Origin of the sequence: Streptomyces zagrosensis, assembly GCF_014203645.1 — a bacterium.
Taxonomy (GTDB): domain Bacteria; phylum Actinomycetota; class Actinomycetes; order Streptomycetales; family Streptomycetaceae; genus Streptomyces; species Streptomyces zagrosensis.
In genome coordinates this window covers 243,915-261,257 of sequence record NZ_JACHJL010000003.1, presented here as the reverse complement: position 1 = coordinate 261,257, position 17,343 = coordinate 243,915, and the positions used below count along the sequence as shown (strand labels likewise).

At 66.9% G+C, this 17,343-nt stretch carries 17 protein-coding genes; 12 read left to right on the top strand and 5 right to left on the bottom strand.

The genetic code is table 11. From position 1 onward, the window contains the following. Window positions 1–85 precede the first annotated feature (85 nt). The 4 genes from FHS42_RS08010 to serC all read left to right on the top strand — a co-directional run bounded on the left by FHS42_RS08010 (window position 86) and on the right by serC (window position 3,969). A complete protein-coding gene (locus tag FHS42_RS08010; RefSeq protein ID WP_184570284.1) occupies window positions 86–1,258 on the top strand; it encodes an rRNA adenine N-6-methyltransferase family protein in 1,173 nt (390 codons plus the stop codon). Window positions 1,259–1,406: 148 nt separating this feature from the next. After that, entirely contained in the window at window positions 1,407–1,859 is a 453-nt protein-coding gene (locus FHS42_RS08005; RefSeq protein WP_184570282.1) for a carboxymuconolactone decarboxylase family protein, read from the top strand. A 219-nt stretch (window positions 1,860–2,078) separates the two neighbouring features. Continuing rightward, entirely contained in the window at window positions 2,079–2,438 is a 360-nt protein-coding gene (locus FHS42_RS08000) for a hypothetical protein (RefSeq protein WP_184570280.1), read from the top strand. A 412-nt stretch (window positions 2,439–2,850) separates the two neighbouring features. Continuing rightward, window positions 2,851–3,969, top strand: coding sequence for a phosphoserine transaminase (gene serC / locus FHS42_RS07995; protein WP_184570278.1), 1,119 nt, complete (start codon window positions 2,851–2,853; stop codon window positions 3,967–3,969). Between the two features lie 102 nt (window positions 3,970–4,071). Here the strand turns inward: serC and FHS42_RS07990 are convergent, their stop codons facing one another. Beyond that, window positions 4,072–5,205 (bottom strand): SdiA-regulated/phytase-like domain-containing protein, encoded by a 1,134-nt coding sequence (locus FHS42_RS07990; protein WP_246494369.1) that lies wholly within the window; start codon window positions 5,203–5,205, stop codon window positions 4,072–4,074. Between the two features lie 189 nt (window positions 5,206–5,394). Between FHS42_RS07990 and FHS42_RS07985 the strand changes: the two genes are divergently transcribed. The 6 genes from FHS42_RS07985 to FHS42_RS07960 all read left to right on the top strand — a co-directional run bounded on the left by FHS42_RS07985 (window position 5,395) and on the right by FHS42_RS07960 (window position 11,665). Then, a complete protein-coding gene (locus FHS42_RS07985; protein WP_246494368.1) occupies window positions 5,395–6,021 on the top strand; it encodes a Uma2 family endonuclease in 627 nt (208 codons plus the stop codon). A 230-nt stretch (window positions 6,022–6,251) separates the two neighbouring features. Further along, window positions 6,252–7,250 carry an aldo/keto reductase gene (locus tag FHS42_RS07980; protein ID WP_184570276.1) on the top strand — a complete coding sequence of 333 codons (999 nt, stop codon included), beginning with the start codon at window positions 6,252–6,254 and terminating at the stop codon, window positions 7,248–7,250. Between the two features lie 191 nt (window positions 7,251–7,441). Next, window positions 7,442–7,897, top strand: coding sequence for a hypothetical protein (locus FHS42_RS07975; protein ID WP_184570274.1), 456 nt, complete (start codon window positions 7,442–7,444; stop codon window positions 7,895–7,897). Window positions 7,898–8,000: 103 nt separating this feature from the next. Then, the gene (locus tag FHS42_RS07970) at window positions 8,001–10,283 is read left to right on the top strand and encodes a hypothetical protein (protein WP_184570272.1); all 2,283 of its coding nucleotides are present in this window, start codon (window positions 8,001–8,003) and stop codon (window positions 10,281–10,283) included. Beyond that, a complete protein-coding gene (locus FHS42_RS07965) occupies window positions 10,280–10,930 on the top strand; it encodes a hypothetical protein (RefSeq protein WP_184570270.1) in 651 nt (216 codons plus the stop codon). Before FHS42_RS07970 ends, FHS42_RS07965 begins: the two co-directional genes overlap by 4 nt. Window positions 10,931–11,014: 84 nt before the next feature. Continuing rightward, window positions 11,015–11,665 (top strand): hypothetical protein, encoded by a 651-nt coding sequence (locus tag FHS42_RS07960; protein ID WP_184570267.1) that lies wholly within the window; start codon window positions 11,015–11,017, stop codon window positions 11,663–11,665. 303 nt (window positions 11,666–11,968) lie between these two features. On the opposite strand, the gene thpR is transcribed toward FHS42_RS07960, so the two are convergent. From thpR to FHS42_RS07945, 3 genes are all read right to left on the bottom strand, one after another. After that, window positions 11,969–12,532, bottom strand: a complete 564-nt coding sequence (gene thpR, locus FHS42_RS07955; protein ID WP_184570265.1) for an RNA 2',3'-cyclic phosphodiesterase — start codon at window positions 12,530–12,532, stop codon at window positions 11,969–11,971. Window positions 12,533–12,546: 14 nt separating this feature from the next. Continuing rightward, window positions 12,547–14,106, bottom strand: a complete 1,560-nt coding sequence (locus FHS42_RS07950) for an MFS transporter (RefSeq protein ID WP_246494367.1) — start codon at window positions 14,104–14,106, stop codon at window positions 12,547–12,549. A gap of 137 nt (window positions 14,107–14,243) precedes the next feature. Beyond that, window positions 14,244–14,708, bottom strand: coding sequence for a MarR family winged helix-turn-helix transcriptional regulator (locus tag FHS42_RS07945; protein WP_184570263.1), 465 nt, complete (start codon window positions 14,706–14,708; stop codon window positions 14,244–14,246). A 129-nt stretch (window positions 14,709–14,837) separates the two neighbouring features. Between FHS42_RS07945 and FHS42_RS07940 the strand changes: the two genes are divergently transcribed. Continuing rightward, window positions 14,838–15,047: a ribbon-helix-helix protein, CopG family gene (locus FHS42_RS07940; protein ID WP_184570261.1), complete on the top strand. Its 210-nt coding sequence runs from the start codon at window positions 14,838–14,840 to the stop codon at window positions 15,045–15,047. 129 nt (window positions 15,048–15,176) lie between these two features. Here the strand turns inward: FHS42_RS07940 and FHS42_RS07935 are convergent, their stop codons facing one another. Then, entirely contained in the window at window positions 15,177–16,643 is a 1,467-nt protein-coding gene (locus FHS42_RS07935) for an NCS2 family permease (protein ID WP_184570259.1), read from the bottom strand. A gap of 343 nt (window positions 16,644–16,986) precedes the next feature. Here FHS42_RS07935 and FHS42_RS07930 point away from each other — a divergent pair, with 343 nt between their 5' ends. After that, window positions 16,987–17,319 carry a DUF2530 domain-containing protein gene (locus FHS42_RS07930; RefSeq protein WP_184570258.1) on the top strand — a complete coding sequence of 111 codons (333 nt, stop codon included), beginning with the start codon at window positions 16,987–16,989 and terminating at the stop codon, window positions 17,317–17,319. Window positions 17,320–17,343 lie beyond the last annotated feature (24 nt).

Sequence of the window (17,343 nt, the reverse complement as noted above, 5' to 3'; positions counted from 1 at the left end):
AGGCGAGCCCGCGCCCCCGCCGCCTCCTCCTACTCCGGACGGTGGCCCCGGCGTCCCCAATCCGCCCAAGGCCGCTTGAGCTGTGATGACTGACGCCCACCAGGAGCGCCCCGGCCGCGAGGAGTTGGGGCGCATGTTGCTGTCTGGAGGCGTGCTCGCTGCGGATTGGGCCGCCTCCTTCGCAGCGGTTCCCCGTGCCTCGTTTCTGCCAGCTCTCATGTGGCCCTTCGACATGCAGACGGGGCAGAGCGTTCCCGTTGCGCGGTCGGCAGCTCCGGACACCTGGTACGCGTATGCGGACGCAGACGTTCCCGTGGTCACGCAATGGGACGACGGCCAACATTCCGGCCTCGAACCGGGCACAGTCTCCACGTCGTCGGCTTCCATGCCATCCGTCGTCTTCCGGATGCTCAACGAGCTGGACGTACGGCCCGGCGACCGCGTCTTGGAAATCGGCACCGGCACCGGGTGGAACGCCGCTTTACTGGCCCACCGGTTGGGGGTGGAGAACGTCGTGACGGTGGAGCTGGATTCCGCCGTCGCGGCAGCGGCACGGGCGGCGCTCAAGGGGTTCGGGCTTGCGGTCCCGGTCATCCATCGCGACGGGCTCAAGGGCTACGCGGAAGGGGCGCCTTACGACCGGATCATCGCCACCTGCGGCTTCCGGAGCGTTCCCTTCGCGTGGGTTGAGCAAAGCCGTCCGGGCGCGGTCATCGTGGCCCCGTGGGGAACTCACTACGGCAACGCTGACGCCGTAGCCAGGTTGACCGTCGCCCACGATGGGCAGAGCGCCACGGGGGCGTTCACTGGCCCGGTGGAGTTCATGAAGGCGCGAGCCCAACGCCTGCCGCCCGTCGTGCATTCCGCGTACGTCAGCGGCAGCGCGAGCGACCGCGACAAGACGTCAACCGCGCTGACGGAAAGCGAGTTCCTGGGGGAACGGTTCAGCGTCCAGCGGTTCGCCCTGGGGCTCAAGCTCCGCGAGTGTGTGCATGTCGTGGCCGAAAAGCGCGACGGTACGCGACCGGTGTGGTTCTACGGACGCACGGACCGCTCATGGGCGTGCGTCATGTTCGCGGACGGAGCCGAAGCACAGGTGTGGCAATCCGGACCCCGCCGCCTTTGGGATGAGGCCGAGTCGGCTTATCGCTGGTGGGAGGGGAGGGGAAAGCCCGGCTATGACCGCTTCGGGCTCACCGTGACGGCGGAGGGCCACAGCGCATGGGTGGATGACCCGGCCGACTCCTGGCCGGTCTGAGGCCATCGGCCGAACCGGCCCCGGCAGCGTGGCGATCGAGGACGATCGAGGGCGATGACGACGATGAGCCCGCTACGACCGGAAGGTGCCGGCACGACTCAGGGCGGTGCACCCGCCACGCGGCCAGCTGCCCTCCTAGGGTGAAGAGATGACCACAGAACCCACTGCACGGCTAGACCTCGCGACGGCGGCCCCGAAGGTCGCCAAGGCCATGGCAGAGCTGACCGCCGCAGCCAAGGAGGGACTTGATCCCACCCTCGCCGAACTGGTCCAGATCCGCGCCTCCCAGCTCAACCACTGCGCGTACTGCCTACTGATGCACACCAGGCAGGCCCGTAAGAGGGGTGAGAGCGAGGAGCGCCTCAACCTGGTCAGCGCGTGGCAGGAGGCGGCCACCTTCTTCACCGCGCAGGAGCAGGCGGCACTGGCGCTGACCGAGGCGGTGACGCTGCTGCCCAACGGCGTCTCGAACGAGGTGTACGCGCGAGCCGCCGAGCACTTCGACGAGGCCGAGTTGGCGCATCTCATCGGCGTCATCTTCACCATCAACGCGTGGAACCGCATCGCGGTGAGCACGGGCAAGGTCCCCGGCGAGGAGTGAACCCGCACGCGGCCGTGGCCGCCGTCCCGAGCGGACGTGTGGCCCCGGCCGAACCGCCGAGGACACTGAGGACACTGAGGACACTGAGGACAGGCGACCCGCGTTGGACGCGGGGGACGAACGAGATTCGGGTGCGGAAACTCCGTAGCTGCCGAGTTCGCGCTGCCAGTAACGTCCGGTCTCCCGACCCGCCGTGCCAGCGGCCTACGTCAGAGAGCGATGCGCATGACCAGCCAGCAAGCAACGACGACCTTGTGGCGCCCCACCGGCCCCAAGGAGCTGGATCTGGTGCGGGAGCTGCACTGGCGTGCATGGCCGCCTAGGCTGCCCGAGCAGCCGATCTTCTATCCGGTCCTCAACGAGGACTACGCGATCAGGATCGCGCGGGACTGGAACGTGAGGCACGATGGCGCCGGCTTCGTCACTCGCTTCGAGGTCGAGTCGGAGTTCTTGAGCCGGTATCCCATCCAGCAAGCGGGCGGTCAGACGATACTTGAGCTCTGGGTTCCGGCCGAGGAGCTCGACGACTTCAATGCCCACATGGTCGGCGAGATTCAGGTGGTCCACGAGTTCCGCTGAGGCGGCGATGACTCGTTGACAGGAGCACGCTGGTCCGGCGCGATGAGCCCGTAGCGTATCCGTGAGTGACGTCGAGCCCTGCACTGTGCCACCTGGTCATTCAGCTCACGGCCGCGGGCCGAGACGCCTCAGTATCCCGGCCCGCGGACCGTCCGGCCCCTTGCTGAACTAGGACCGGCCAAAGCGCCATCTCCGCAGCCTCCACGGCGCCCGGACGCGACAACTCCCCCGTCCACAGGGGCAGCGTTTCCCGCGCGCCTACCCGCGTACCACCGGGGGCGGGGGCGTACCTGCGGCCCATTCCGCACTCGCCCGGTCTCATCCGTGCCGGTCCCGTCTCATCCGTCGTCTTTCGGTCTCATCCGGTGGACGCCACCGGAAGCGCCGGGCGAAACGGACTAGGCTTCGACCCGTGGCTGATCTCCAGATTCCCGCTGACATCAAGCCCGCCGATGGACGCTTCGGCTCGGGCCCCTCCAAGGTGCGCACGGAGGCGCTCAGCGCCCTGGCTGCCACCGGCACCTCGCTGCTTGGCACTTCGCATCGGCAACCACCGGTCAAGGACCTGGTGGGCCGGGTCCGCGAGGGCGTGCGCGCGCTGTTCTCCCTTCCGGACGGTTACGAGGTCGTCCTCGGCAACGGCGGCACCACCGCCTTTTGGGACATCGCAACGCACGGCCTCATCGAGCGCAGGTCGCAGCACCTCACCTTTGGTGAGTTCTCCGCGAAGTTCGCGAAGGCCGCACAGCTCGCCCCGTGGCTGGACGAGCCAACGGTGATCAACTCGGCCCCGGGCACTCACCCGGAGCCGGTCGCCGAGAGCGGCGTGGATGTCTACGCCTTCACTCACAACGAGACCTCGACCGGCGTGGCGGCCCCATTGCGCCGAGTCACGGGCGCCGACGAGGGATCGCTCGTCCTGGTGGACGCGACCTCCGGCGCGGGTGGCCTCCCGGTCAGCATCACCGAGACGGATGTGTACTACTTCGCCCCGCAGAAGTCGTTCGCGGCGGACGGCGGCCTATGGCTGGCGGCGTTCTCGCCAGCGGCCCTGGAACGCGCCGCGCGAGTGCACGGCTCGGGGCGGTACGTACCGGAGTTCTTCTCGCTGCCGACCGCGATCGACAACTCGCTGAAGAACCAGACGTACAACACCCCGGCGCTCGCCACCCTCTTCCTGCTCGCCGACCAACTCGACTGGATCAACGGGCAGGGCGGTCTTGACTGGGCCGTCCAGCGCACCGCTGACTCCTCGTCGCGGCTGTACGACTGGGCGGAGAAGTCCTCGTACGCGACGCCGTTCGTCACCGACCCGGCGCAGCGCTCGCAGGTCGTCGGGACCATCGACTTCGCCGACACCGTGGACGCCGCGGCCGTCGCCAAGGTGCTGCGCGCGAACGGGATCGTGGACACCGAGCCGTACCGCAAGCTGGGCCGCAACCAGCTTCGGGTGGCCATGTTCCCGTCCGTGGCTCCGGCGGACGTCGAGGCCCTGACGGCGTGCGTGGATTACGTGATCGACAAGCTGTAACCGGCAGCGAGGCGAGCAAGGCCGGACGAGGGGCAGGGCCTGGCGGCCCTGCCCCTCGCCCCGCTCGTCCCAGCCCCCCGCCGCACTGCGCGAGAGGCCGAGTCACCGGCTGCGAAGCAACCGGCGACCGCCTATGCCGATGGCCGTGCACACCACGAGGATCAGGCCGCCGAGGTAGTAGTTGTCCGTGTTCGCGTCCGCATCCTTCGAGTCGGCGCCCGAGCCCTTGCCGCCGCTCGCCCGCTCGTCCTTCTCCCGCTGCCTACGCGTCCCATCCGACACCAGGTCGTCATCGAGCCGTTCCGCCGATACGCGGCTGTGCTCGCCCTCGGTGCCGTACATGAGCGTGCCACCGTCCAGGGTGTAGGTCACCGACTCGCCCTGCTGCTGGATCGGGAGATCAGGCTCACCGAGCTTCTTCGGCTTGCCGCCCCGCCATGTGTACAGCGCGACGTCGAAATAGCTCCGCAGCACCAACTGCTCGCCATCGGGCGAGAAGGCGCCGTCCGTCACCCACTGGTCCACGCCCCCGATCCGCTTGAAGGTGTTGGTGCCGGTGGTGGACAACCGCTGGGGTCCCGCGTAGAGACCGCCGTCTTGCTTGTGTTTGCTGACGATGTAGACCCGCCCCGTCGTGGGGTGCACCATCATCGCCTCCGCGTCCCGCGGGCCGCCGTCGTACTGCACGGTGTACTGCTTCGCGGTCACGGTGGTGTCCGCGAGCCGCTTGGGCTCGGGGAACGCATAAATCCACACCTTCGGCCAGGTGCCGCCCAGGTTGTCGCCGATGTCCGCGACGTAGACCGTGCCATCGGGCCCAACGGATATGGCCTCCACATCGCGCGGATCGCCAATGCCGCGCAACGTCACGGTGGCGACGGTACGGCCGCTCTTCGCGTCCACGGCGTATACGTAGGGGCCGTCGTCGCTGTCGTTGTGCGTCCAGTAGACGCCCGGATGCGCCCGGCTCGCGGCCAGCCCGCTGGACTCGGTGATCCTCGGGTCTTGGATGGTGAACGACGCCACCTCGCCCCCGGCCTGGGCAGACACATTGGTGCGGGCCGCCACCGAGGCGGGCACCGGCCCACCGGCGTACGCGGCCCTGCCCCCTTCGGCGTGCGCGTCCCCATGAGCGCGTGCGGAAGCGGCGGGGCCGGCGGACCCCAGTGAAGCGGCGGGAAGTACCGACAGCGCGGCAGCGACAGCGCAGGTGACCAGGCGAGCAAGCGAACCCATGGGCGTAAGCCTGCCATCCCGGCGAGCGGCGACCCGACGTGCATCCGCTTGTACGCGGCCCGAGCCAGCGAGCTCGTCACCCCGTCGCCAATCGCCAATCGTCAATCACGCGCGCCGTAAACGCCCCAAAGGAATGAGAACCCGGCGAATGATCTGGGTACGCTGAGGTAGTCGGCAACAATCCCGAACATGGGAGCACTGATGATGAGTGTCGCGCCTCAGCCCGAGTGGCCACGCCCGCCCGTGGGCGGGTACACCGCCGACGATCTGGACCGGCTTCCCAACCTGCCTCCGCACACGGAGCTGATTGACGGGAGCCTTGTTTTCGTGAGCCCGCAGACCAAGTTTCACATGCGAGTCATGCGCCTACTGGAGCACTGCTTCTTGCTCACAGCACCGCCCGACCTTGAGGTCTGCCGGGAGATGACGGTCAGGCTCGGGCCCCGCGACCGCCCGGAGCCCGACGTCCTTGTCGTACGGGCCGAGGCGGATACCGGCCTGAACCAGACCAGCTACGAACCCGAGGACGTGATCTTGGCCGTAGAGGTGGTGTCCGCGGACTCCGAGGCCAGGGATCGGGAGTCCAAGCCGCTGAAGTACGCCGCGGCCGGCATCCCACACTTCTGGCGGGTCGAGGAGGCCCGCGGCCTGCCGGTCGTCTACGTCTACGAGTTGGAGCCCGCGCGGCGGTCGTACGCCGTGACCGGGATCTACCACGAGCGGTTGAAGGTGGCCGTGCCCTTCCCGGTAGAGCTCGACCTGACCGCCATCGACCCACGGCGGCGCATCGAGGACAGGCCGGAGAACGACGCGTAACGGCACCTGCGACCCCACTGCGAGCGCGCGGGCGTCCTTGCTCCGGGGCAAGGACGCCCCTGCCACGAGCGGGGCTGGCCTGGCCCGGCCTGGCCGCCAGTACACGAGGCGCCCAGTCGCGGTCGTGACCGGCTTACGCTCCCGGAACACACCGGCCCCACAGGCGGCGCGCAGCCCCATCGGCAGGGTGCTCTTGCTTGGAGCCCGCTCCAAGGCGTTGGCTGGTTGGCATGAAGTACACACAGCTCGGCCGCACCGGCCTCAAGGTCAGCCGCCTGGTGCTCGGCACCATGAACTTCGGCCCGCAGACCAATGAGGCGGACAGCCACGCCATCATGGACACCGCGCTCGGCGCGGGCGTCAATTTCTTCGACACCGCGAACGCCTACGGTTGGGGCCTCAAAAAGGGGCGCACGGAGGAAATCATCGGGTCCTGGTTCGACCAGGGCGACGGGCGACGCGACAAGGTGGTGCTGGCCACCAAGGTGTACGCCAATATGGCCGCCGATGACGGCACGCCCTGGCCCAACCACGACAAGCTTTCCGCCGTGAACATCCGGCGCTCCGTCGAGGCCAGCCTGCGCCGCCTACGTACCGATTACATCGATCTGTACCAGTTCCACCATGTAGATCGCGCGGCGCCGTGGGACGAGATCTGGCAGGCCATCGACGTCCTCGTACAACAGGGCAAGATCCTGTACGCCGGTTCGTCCAACCACGCCGGTTGGCACATCGCCCAGGCCAATGAGGCCGCCCGGCGGCGCGGTTCGCTCGGTCTGGTCAGCGAACAGTGCCTGTACAACCTAGCCGAGCGCCGCGCCGAGATGGAGGTCATTCCCGCGGCGCAGGAGTACGGGCTCGGGGTCATCCCGTGGTCGCCGCTGCACGGCGGGCTGCTCGGCGGCGCGATCCGTAAGGAGAACGAGGGCGGCGCGGCACGCACCGCGTCGGGCCGTGCCGCGGACGCGCTCGCCACCACCTCCGTACGCGATCAAGTCCAGGCGTACGAGGACCTGTTGGCCAAGCACGGCATCGAGCCCGGCGAGGCGGCCCTGGCCTGGCTGCTCACTCGCCCTGGCGTCACCGGACCGATCGTCGGGCCCCGCACCGCCGATCAACTCGCCTCCGCATTGCGGGCGGTGGAACTTGAGCTGAGCGACGAGGTGTTGTCCGGCCTGGACGAGATCTTCCCGGGCCCGGGCCCCTCGCCGGAGGCGTTTGCCTGGTAACCACCGAGTGCCTGGCCACTGGCCTGGCCGATTGCGTACGGGGCGGGTCCGAGCGACTGATCGCGGACCCGCCCCGTGGCGCATCCTGACCCCTCGCACCCCTGACACGACACGTCACCCTGCTAATCTTCCGCACCGTAATCGCTCGGACACGTAAGCGAGTTGAAAAACTCGGGGGAAGTGGGGGAAGCATGTCGTTCCAGCAAGAGTGGGGCCAAATTCGCAGCGAGGCGGCCACAGGGACGCGGCTCAACAGCGCGGACGGCGGCACATCCGGCGGTGATGCGGACCGGTTGGTCGTCTATCAGGAAGATTTAGGCAAGGTCGGCCACGAGGCCTTCCAGCTCCACAGCAGGCTCAAGAAGGCCGGCGACATCACCCGAGGTGCCGCGGGAGACGGCTCGACGGTCAAGGCGGCCAGCACCCTTTCGGCGCACGGCTTCACCATGGGCGATGCCCTGACCACCACGGCGACAACCTGGGACGACCAGGTCAAAACGTTGCTCCAAGCGTGCGCGCACATCTCCAACCACCTCGACTACTCGAAGAAGTCCCACACCCACGAGGACGAGAAAATCGCCGCCACCATGTCGCACCGCGACGGCAGTGCCACATCCGTATCCGAGATATCCCGGTACTACCGCTAACGGGACTGGAAACGGGCCAAAACCGGGAAAGGGAAACAGAACCGGGACCGGGCACGGAACCGGGCACGGGCACGGGCACGAGAACGCGTGAGGTGACCGCACCATGGGACAACTGACTTTCGACGGCCTCTACCACGTCTCCTTATCCAGCCTCGGCGCGGCGGCCGACGACTGGAAAGAGATGGTGGACCAACTCGCCAAGCTGGCCACCGATGCGATGGACGGCATGGTGAAACAGTCCGACGGGGCCCGCTGGGAAGGCGTGAACGCCGGTGTCACCCGGCCGTTCATCCGCACCACCGGCGAAGAATTCAGCGACGCACACACACAGGCCAGGAGCGTCTGGAGCATTCTGCGCGATTCCCATAAGGACCTGGTGCAGGTGCAGCGGGCCCTGAAAAAGGTCGTGGACGTGGATGCCAAGAGCCACGAGATCCGGGTAGCGGGCCGCGCAGACGGCACGGTGGCCTGTGTCTTCGCACGAGCACGCGGCAATGAGGCCACGCCCACGCCGCAGCAAATCTCCTATCGGAACAGCTTGGAAAACCAGCTCAACCAGCTCATCGCGCAAGCCGACGAGATCGAGGGCTCGGCAGCCCGCGCCCTGGGGAAGATCCACGGCAGCGACAGCCACAACTTCGGCCACGCGAAGTACGACTCACTCGACGACGCGCAGCGCGAGCGAACGGTCCAACTCGCGAAGAAGAGCCTGAAGTTGCACCAGGACGGCAAGGAGCTCAGCACCACTGAATTGGCTGAGTTCGGGCAACTCATGACAGACAACGCGAAATCCCCGGCATTCGCCATCGGGCTCTACCGCGACATGGGCGCGAAGGACGCGCTGCGGTTCGAGGCGCTGATGGCCATCAACGCGTCATTGGGCGACGACAAGACGCGGCTGAAGCTGGCCCAAAGCATCCAAAAGAACATGGGCCTGGCCCTGGCGACCGCCACCGACCCGCCCACCGGCAAGGACAACCCCCTCACCTCTTTCCGCGAAGACCGCACCTACCTGGGCAAGGCGTGGATCGCCGACCTGAAGAAGGCGGGCACCCAACAGCTGGACCTAGGGCTCAACCGCTCGGACCCCGTCGGTTACCAGGCGCTCGGCTCCCTGCTGCGGCACGGCACCTACGACAAGAGCTTCCTGAAGCCCATCGCCGAGGACATGATCGCCCTTGAGCGAAAGGGCGGCGATTGGCCCACACCTGACCCGCAGAACGGTGACCACGACTTCGGCCTCAACCTCACCGGTAAGGGTGGCCCCGGATGGGACCCCATGGCCGGTCTCATGGATGCCTTCGCCCGCAGCCCCGACGCGTCCACCGCATTCTTCAACGGCTCCACGGGCGGCGGCGACAGCGGCCTGAAGCGGCTCGGCAACCTCGAATACTTCCTCGGCGACGATGACGGCAAGCACGCCCGTGAGTGGCCATCCGACAAGGCGGGCGGCCACGACGACCCCGACGACAAGAGCCGTGTCCCCGGCAAAGAGGCTTTCGGCCACGCCTTGGAATCGGCGACGTCGGGACGGCCTTACGGGGATGAGGGGCCGATTCAGGCGCATACGCGGGAGCAGGTAAAGGTCTACACGGATGTGATCAACCACTTCGGAGGCAACACCGGACTCATCACGACAGGCGGTGACCTGGAGGCGATCGCTCCGAGCTTGGGCAACATGTCCGCTGAGTACATGTACGACATCCAGCGGATCATGGCCGGCGGCGACGCCAGCGGCTATTTCGAGCAGCGCGGCGTTCGCCTCGATCCTCAAGACTGCGAAGAGGGCTATCTCAAGGAATTCCTACAGGCGACCGCCGAAAGTCCCGAGGCTTACGGCGCCATCACCCACGCTCAGCAGGCCGTCACCACAGAGGCGATCCGGGTGGCGATGGCCGAACCCGGGGAGCAGGATCTTGGTGATGTAACTCAGCGAGCTGCTAACCCTGGGGGAATCATTGCGGGCGCTACCGCGGAGGGCCAGGCCAATGCCATCGCGGCAGCTGACGACAGCGTGAAAAAGATAGAGGAGTACAACGAGAAACTCGATGATGCCGCCAAGTGGACCAGTCGCCTATCAGAAATGGCAGCGAACCATATACCAGTGGCCGGGGATATTTATTCATGGCTGGCCGAAGATGCCCAAGAAGCAGTCTTCAAGTATTACCACAGGGACTCGGAGGAGGCCGCCCAGCAGATTGAGGAGAACAAAGACAACTACCTGGACAGTCAGCGTGAACTGTCCGCGCAGGCTGCCAAGCAAGCCGTTTTCGACGCCGCGAAGCAGCAAGGGATCTCCACGGAGCCCGGCACCCCCGGAGCCGGAGCGGCCGACGACGTCTATCGCGCGATCAACAGCGGCTACTCGGACGGGAAGACCCGATGACGCCTACCAAGCCGCACTCACTGTGGATACTCACATCGCCTGTTGGCCGTGCGATCGCTGCCGCCTCGGCTCTACTCTTGATAGGCACGGGAATCTGGTGGGCCGCTACCGATCCGGCACCCGATGACACCATCACCATTCCGTCGAAAGTCTGCAATAACTACATTTCGGGGCAGGCAGTGGCCCCCCTACTACCGACCACAGGGAAGAAGTTCGAAGAGCGTGCGCCTTCGTTCAGAGTTACACGCATGGTCGGACACTGCACCCTAAAAGCTGGCGGAGAAAGAGTCAGCATCTCCATCACCCTTTTTCGACGCATGGAATATCCGCGCTGGCGCGTGGAAGCCGAAGGAATTCCCATATCCCTGGGGAAAGCCTATGGATACCTGTCAGATACACACGCCATGCACCTCCACGTACCATGCGTTGTCGTAGCAAAAACGCAACGACTGGTCGTCAAGGTTAGCTCATCAATGACGAATCAAGAAAAAGCCGCCAGCAAAAAGGGAACCAAACCCGCCAAGACCGACCTCAAACTAGCCACCCTCAGCGCCAACGTATCCCGAGAGCTAGCCCGCAACTGGTTCCGCTGTCCCTACGCCGACGAGCTGCCCGCAGGGCCCACGAAGATTCATTGGAACCGATAGACAAACCTGGCGGGAACCGACCGGCCATTCTTCACCACCGTGGACCAACGAACGAGTCGAGCCACACCGATGGACGGAACGTCAATGCGCCAATCGACATCGCGACTCAATCCGCTATGGAACTTCCGCGAACGCCTATTCCCCGCGATCGCGGCACTACTTCTGATAGGCACGGGAATCTGGTGGGCCACTACTGACCACTCGTCACACGACGAAGCCGTCAAGGTCCCGAACAAGGTGTGCTTGGGACGAGTCTCCGGGGCCGTCGTTGCTGATCTACTCCCGCAAAAGGGGGAATCGTTCAAAGAGGAAACGGAATCTTTTGAGGTAATTCACAAACGCGGATACTGCGAACTCACCGCCGGAGGCGAGGACGTAAATCTGTCATATCTCTACATCCCCGGATATATTTATCCACGCGACGTGATGCAAAAGAGCGGCGTTCCCGTCTCTTTAGGCGACGCCTACGGATACATGTCGTCCAGCCACGCCATTCTGCTGTACGTCCCATGTGTCAAAATCAAACCAAGCGACCGCATGCTCATCGTGGCAGGATCCTCCCTGACCAGGCGGTCAGAGCTGAGCATCAGCGACCAAGACGCCCAGCCCACCGAACATGACGACAAGCTGGCCGCCTTCGTCGCGACCGCCGCCCGTGAGCTGGCCCGTGGCCCGCTCCACTGCTCCGGCGCCGACAAGCTTCCCGAAGGCCCAGTCAAGATCCACTGGAAGTAGCACCAGGCGAGCCCCGACCGGCCGGCCGGTCGGGGCGAGTGGGGCGGGGGCTGCGCAGGCAGGATGGCGAAGATCAGTCCAGCAGCGCGGCCACCGCCACCACGATGAGGATCACGATGAACGCACCGCTCACGATCAGGCTTCGAGTCTTCGGGTCCACGCCCCGAGGTTAGCCGCAGCGCCCCGCGCGGGCGCAGCCGGGCCGCCGTGCCCCCGGCTCGGGGGGCCATGGGGCCCGTCCGAGCTCGGGCCTCATGGGCCGGCCCGGCTCATGCTCAGGGCCGGGCGCCTCGCCGCCCCCGGTCACTCCCCCAGTGGCCAGGACGTGAGCGTGTCGTAGCGGGGGCGGGCGCCGGGCACGCCCGGTTGCGGGGGGTTGCTGCGGACCAGGCTGAGCTCCCCGGCGCGCCATGCTTGGCCCTCGAAGGTGGCCAAAGCCGCGGCGTACGGTGCCAGGTCGATGTCGGTGCGGTTGCGGGCGATGGTCAGGTGCGGGGTATACACGCGGTGCTGCTCCATGCTGACGCCTGCGCGGCGGCCCGCCGCCGCGGCCGATTCGGCCAGCCGGCGCATCGGGGGCAGGCCGCCGGACGCGCCTGCCCACAGCACCCGGTTGCTGAAGGTGCCGCCGCCCTTGAGGCGCAGCTGGAACGCGCCGTTACGGTGCGCGGCGCGCCCGAGCCGCGTGTACAGCTCGGGCAGCGTCTCCGGCTCCACCTCGCCGTAGAAGGCGAGCGTGAAGTGCCAGCCCGCACGTCCGGTCCACGTCAGCTGGTCCGCACCGGGCAGAGCGTGCAACGGGGCGACGGCGGCGGCGAGTTCCACGGTGGCCGCTGGCGGGGGCAGTACGGCTGCGAAGAGTCTCATCCGGTCAGCTTCGCTCACGGGCGAGGCCGAGCGGACGCGGAATCGGCGAGCGGGCGCCTGGTCGGGCCATCAGGACTCGGGTCGGCGGTGCCGACAGCACCCGCAGCGCCCTGGCCGGCTGAGTCCTCAGAGCTGTGACCGCCCGAGCCGCCGGCGTCCTGGTCGGCCGAGCCGTCCGCGACGGTTTCCTCACGCGTGGCCACCGCCGTGGAAGCGGCGCCGTCCGCAGGGCATCCCGCGCCGTTCGCCGCTTTTTTGGGCTCGAACCGTAGATGCTGTTGGCCGCGTCGTAGGTCCACCCGTAGGCGCAGACCGCCGACGCGGGCGAGGACCAGGCCCACGACCACCGCCGCGAGGGCGGAGACCACGCCACCGGCCACAAAGCCGGTCCTGGCGCCGTAGGTATCGGTGACCCAGCCGACGATCGGACCGCCTATCGGGGTGCCGCCGACGAAGACCATCATGTACAGGCTCATCACGCGGCCCCGCATTGCGGGGTCGGTCGCGAGTTGGACGCTGGAGTTCGCCGTGACGTTGAAGGTCAGGCCGAAGATGCCGATCGGCACCATCAGCACGGCGAAGGCCCAAAACGACGGGGTGAGCGCCGCAACGATCTCCAGGATGCCGAACAGCAGCGCCGCGCCCACCATCATGCGCATCCGCGAGGTGACGCGCCGGGCAGCGAGCAGGGCGCCAGCGAGCGAGCCGATGGCCATCAGGCTGTTGAGCAGGCCGTACGTACCGGGTCCGGCGTGGAAGACGTCGTCCACGAAGGCGGTGAGCCAGATGGGGAAGTTGAAGCCGAACGTGCCGATGAAGCCGACCAGGACGATGGGCCAGATCAGTTCGGGCCGCCCCGCGACGTACCGCAGGCCCTCCCGCAACTGCCCCTTGCCGCGCGGTGGTCGATCGATGTGGTGCAGTTCGCTGGTCCGCATCATCAGCAGGCCGATGAGCGGCGCCGCGAAGGAAAGGCCGTTGAGCAGGAATGCCCAGCCGCTGCCCACGGCGGTGATCAGCACACCGGCCACGGCAGGCCCGACGAGTCGGGCGGACTGGAAGTTGGCCGAGTTCAGGCTGACGGCATTGCGCAGGTCCTTGGGGCCGACCATCTCCATGACGAACGCCTGCCGGGCGGGGGTGTCCACCACGGTGACCAGGCCGAGCAGGAACGCGATGAGGTAGACGTGCCAGACCTGGACGTGGCCGCTGAGGGTCAGCGTGGCGAGCCCGAGCCCGCACAGCCCGAGCGCGGCCTGAGTGAAGAGCAGGATGCGCCGCTTCGGGTAGCGGTCGGCGATGACGCCGCCGTACAGACCAAACAGCAGCATCGGCAGGAACTGGAGTGCCGTGGTGATGCCGACCGCGGTGGCGGAGCCGGTGAGCTGGAGCACCAACCAGTCCTGCGTGATGCGGGACATCCAGGTGCCGGTGTTGGAGACGACGGCGCCGGTGGCGAAGAGCCGGTAGTTACGGTTTTTCAGCGAGCTGAAGGTGGTGCCGCGCGTCGGTGTGGGTTTCGTTGTGGGCGATTTTGGTGCGGGTGCGGAGTTTGCTCCGGGTCCCGTACTCAAAGCGGCTTCGCCTCCTTTCGGTTCGAGGCCGCCGCGGGCGGCGGCCCAGTTCTCGTCCGCGCGCCATCGGCGCGGCTCTACGGTGCGAGTAACCAGGCGCGGCGTGCGGACACGGGCCCGCACGTCGCGGGCGGACGTCACAGATGGGCGAGCTTCTCCAGTACGGGTGCGGCGGCGCGCAGCGCGGCCCACTCCTCTTCATCGAGTTGTCCGGCCAACTCGGCCAGCCACGCATTGCGCTTGCGGCGGCTCTCGTCGAGCATGGCCTCGGCTCGCTCCGTTTGAGAGACCACTTTTTGGCGGCGGTCCTCCGCGTGCGGCTCCAGCCTGACCAGGCCCTTGGCTTCGAGCAACGCCACGATGCGCGTCATCGACGGCGGCTGCACATGCTCCTTGCGGGCCAGCTCGCCCGGCGTCGCCGAGCCACAGCGGGCCAGGGTGCCGAGCACCGACATCTCGGTGGGACTGAGCGACTCATCCACCCGTCCTCCGCGACCGCCTTCGGCGACGAGGGGATGGTGCTTGAGGCGTCGGGAAAGGCGCATCACGGCGGATCGCAGTGAGTTCACGGCGGCAGCGTCGCCGCCGGTCAGATCAGGCATGTACTTAGCCTAACTCATTACGCTACCTAATGAAACCCGAAAAGCGTTTCCCGTTTTAATCACCCATACGAGTGGTCTCGCGCCAAAAACCGAACGATCACCACCCGTCCCACCGCGACGCTGGTCCGCATGGGATCAAAGGTGCTCAGCCTGCGAATCGACGGGGAACTGCTGGACCGGATCAGGCAGCATGCCGGAAAACGCGGCATGAGTGTCCAGGACTACGTCGTCAGGACACTCATCCGCGATGACTTCGACGAACGTTTCCACGCCTCCGTCGATGAGACAGCCGCCTTTTACGACGAGCCGAGTACCCCGTCGGGGGCCCGACCTCACTGACGTACGCCGCGTACGTCGCGCGTGCGACGTACGCGGCGTGTGCGACGTACGAGTGGGGCGGGCGCGACCTACCCAGGCGTACGGGCCGGGCGTGCGCGGTGTACGCAGCATGCGTGGACCACCGGCGCGCTACTTCACACCGAGCGCCTGCTCGATCGGATCGAGCAGGAAGTACACCAGGAAGCACACGCCGACGACGTTGAGCAGCCAGGGAATCTCGCGGAATCGCTGGGTCGCGACGCGCAGCACGATGAAGGCCAGCACGCCGATGCCGATGCCGTTGGTGATGCTGTACGTGAAGGGCATCGCGATCATCGTCAGGAAGGCCGGGACGGCGATGGTGACATCGTTCCAGTCGATCTCCTTGACGTTGGCCGCCATGATCAGGAAGCCGACGACGAGCAGCGCGGGCGTCGCCGCCTGCGAGGGGATCACCTTGGCCAGGGGCGTGAAGACCAGGGCGAGCAGGAAGAGGCCACCGGTCACGATGTTGGCCAGGCCCGTCCGCGCGCCCTCGCCGACGCCCGCCGTGGACTCCACGAAACAGGTGTTGGCCGAGGCCGAACCGAAGCCGCCACCCGCGACGGCGATGCCGTCCACCATCAAGATGCGGCCCATGCCGGGCAGCTGACCCTTCTCGTCGGTCAGCCCGGCCTCCTCGCCGACGCCGATGATGGTGCCCATCGCGTCGAAGAAGCCAGACAGCAAAACGGTGAAGACGAACAGACAGCCGGTGAGGATGCCTACCTCGTGGAAGCCGCCGAAGAGGCTGATCTCGCCGATCAACCCGAAGTCAGGGGCGTCCACCACCTTGTCCGGCACCGTTGGCACGCCCAGGCCCCAACTCTTGTCGGGAATGTCCACGATCGCGTTGATGATGATCGCGACAAAGGCCATCACGGTGATGCCGATGAGGATCGCGCCCCGCGTCTTGCGTACGACGAGGATGAAGGTCAGCGCGAGGCCGAGCACGAAGATCAGCACCGGCCAGCCCTGGAGCTTGCCCTCGATGCCGAGGCCCAGCGGAACGGTGGTATCCGCCTTGTCCGGATTGCGCGTGATGAAGCCGGAGTCCACCAGGCCGATCAGCGAGATGAACAGGCCGATGCCGATGGCGATGGCGCGCCGCAGCCCGCCGGGGATGGCGTCCATGACGCGCTGCCGCAGTCCGGAGGCGACGAGGATCATGAGCACCAGGCCCGCAAGCACCACCATGCCCATCGCGTCGGGCCAGCTCATCTTCGGTGCGAGCTGGAGCGAGACGACGGCATTGATGCCAAGGCCCGCCGCGATGGCGATCGGGACGTTCCCGATGACGCCCATCAGCAGCGTGCTGAGCCCCGCCATCAGCGCGGTGGCGGTGACGAGTTCCGCGTTGTCCAGGTAGTGCTCGTACTTGTCGTGACTTGAGCCGAGGATGATCGGGTTCAGCACGATGATGTACGCCATCGCGAAGAAGGTCGCCAGACCGCCGCGCAGCTCGCGGGAGACGGTGGAGCCCCGCTGGGAGATCTGGAAGAAGCGGTCGATCGCGTTCTTCGGCTCGGGTGGGGGCGGCTGCTTGGCGTCAGCCGCAGCGGTGGCCGAGGGAGACATGCGGGACCTCAGTCGTACGGGCCTGGGGGGAGGCGGGGATGGGGAGGTGTGGGCCCGGGAGCGGGGTGAGCTGTCGCCGCCCCGCCATCGGGCCCGACGAGTGCCGGGGACGTGAACGGCGACACCCTACGGGCCAGCAATGTGGATGTTCCTACGAACAAGACCGGACGAAACCGGACCGTTGCAGTATGAACAAACAAGAGAAATATTGCTATCTCCGCGCGTAGACCGATAGAGCCCCGGGAACTGCTGACCATCTCTCGCGGTCGCGCCGCCCCCGCGTCGCCGCTGGCCTGCGGGCCGCATTGCTCCTGGCTGCGGGCGACGGACTAGGCTGGCAGACATGAAGAAGTGGACACCACTGCACGAGGCGCCCGAGCCTCTGGAGGGCAATGTCGTCGCCACGATCACCGGCGGCACGGTCGTATGGTTCGTCCTCTTCCTGGCTCAGCTCCCCTTCTACGGCTGGTTCGACGACAACGGCCATCTGTGGTGGGTCTGGACCTGCCTTGCGGGCGGCGGACTCGGGCTGATCGGCATCTGGTACGTACGCGGGCGTGACGAAGCGATTCGCCGGGCGGCCTCCGCGGCCGATGCCGCAGCGCCGGATACAGCAGCGCCAGACACAGCCACAAACAAGTCCGACAGAGCCGGCTCGCTGGGCCGCGAGGGCTGACCGAAAAGGGCGGCTTCGTGAGTC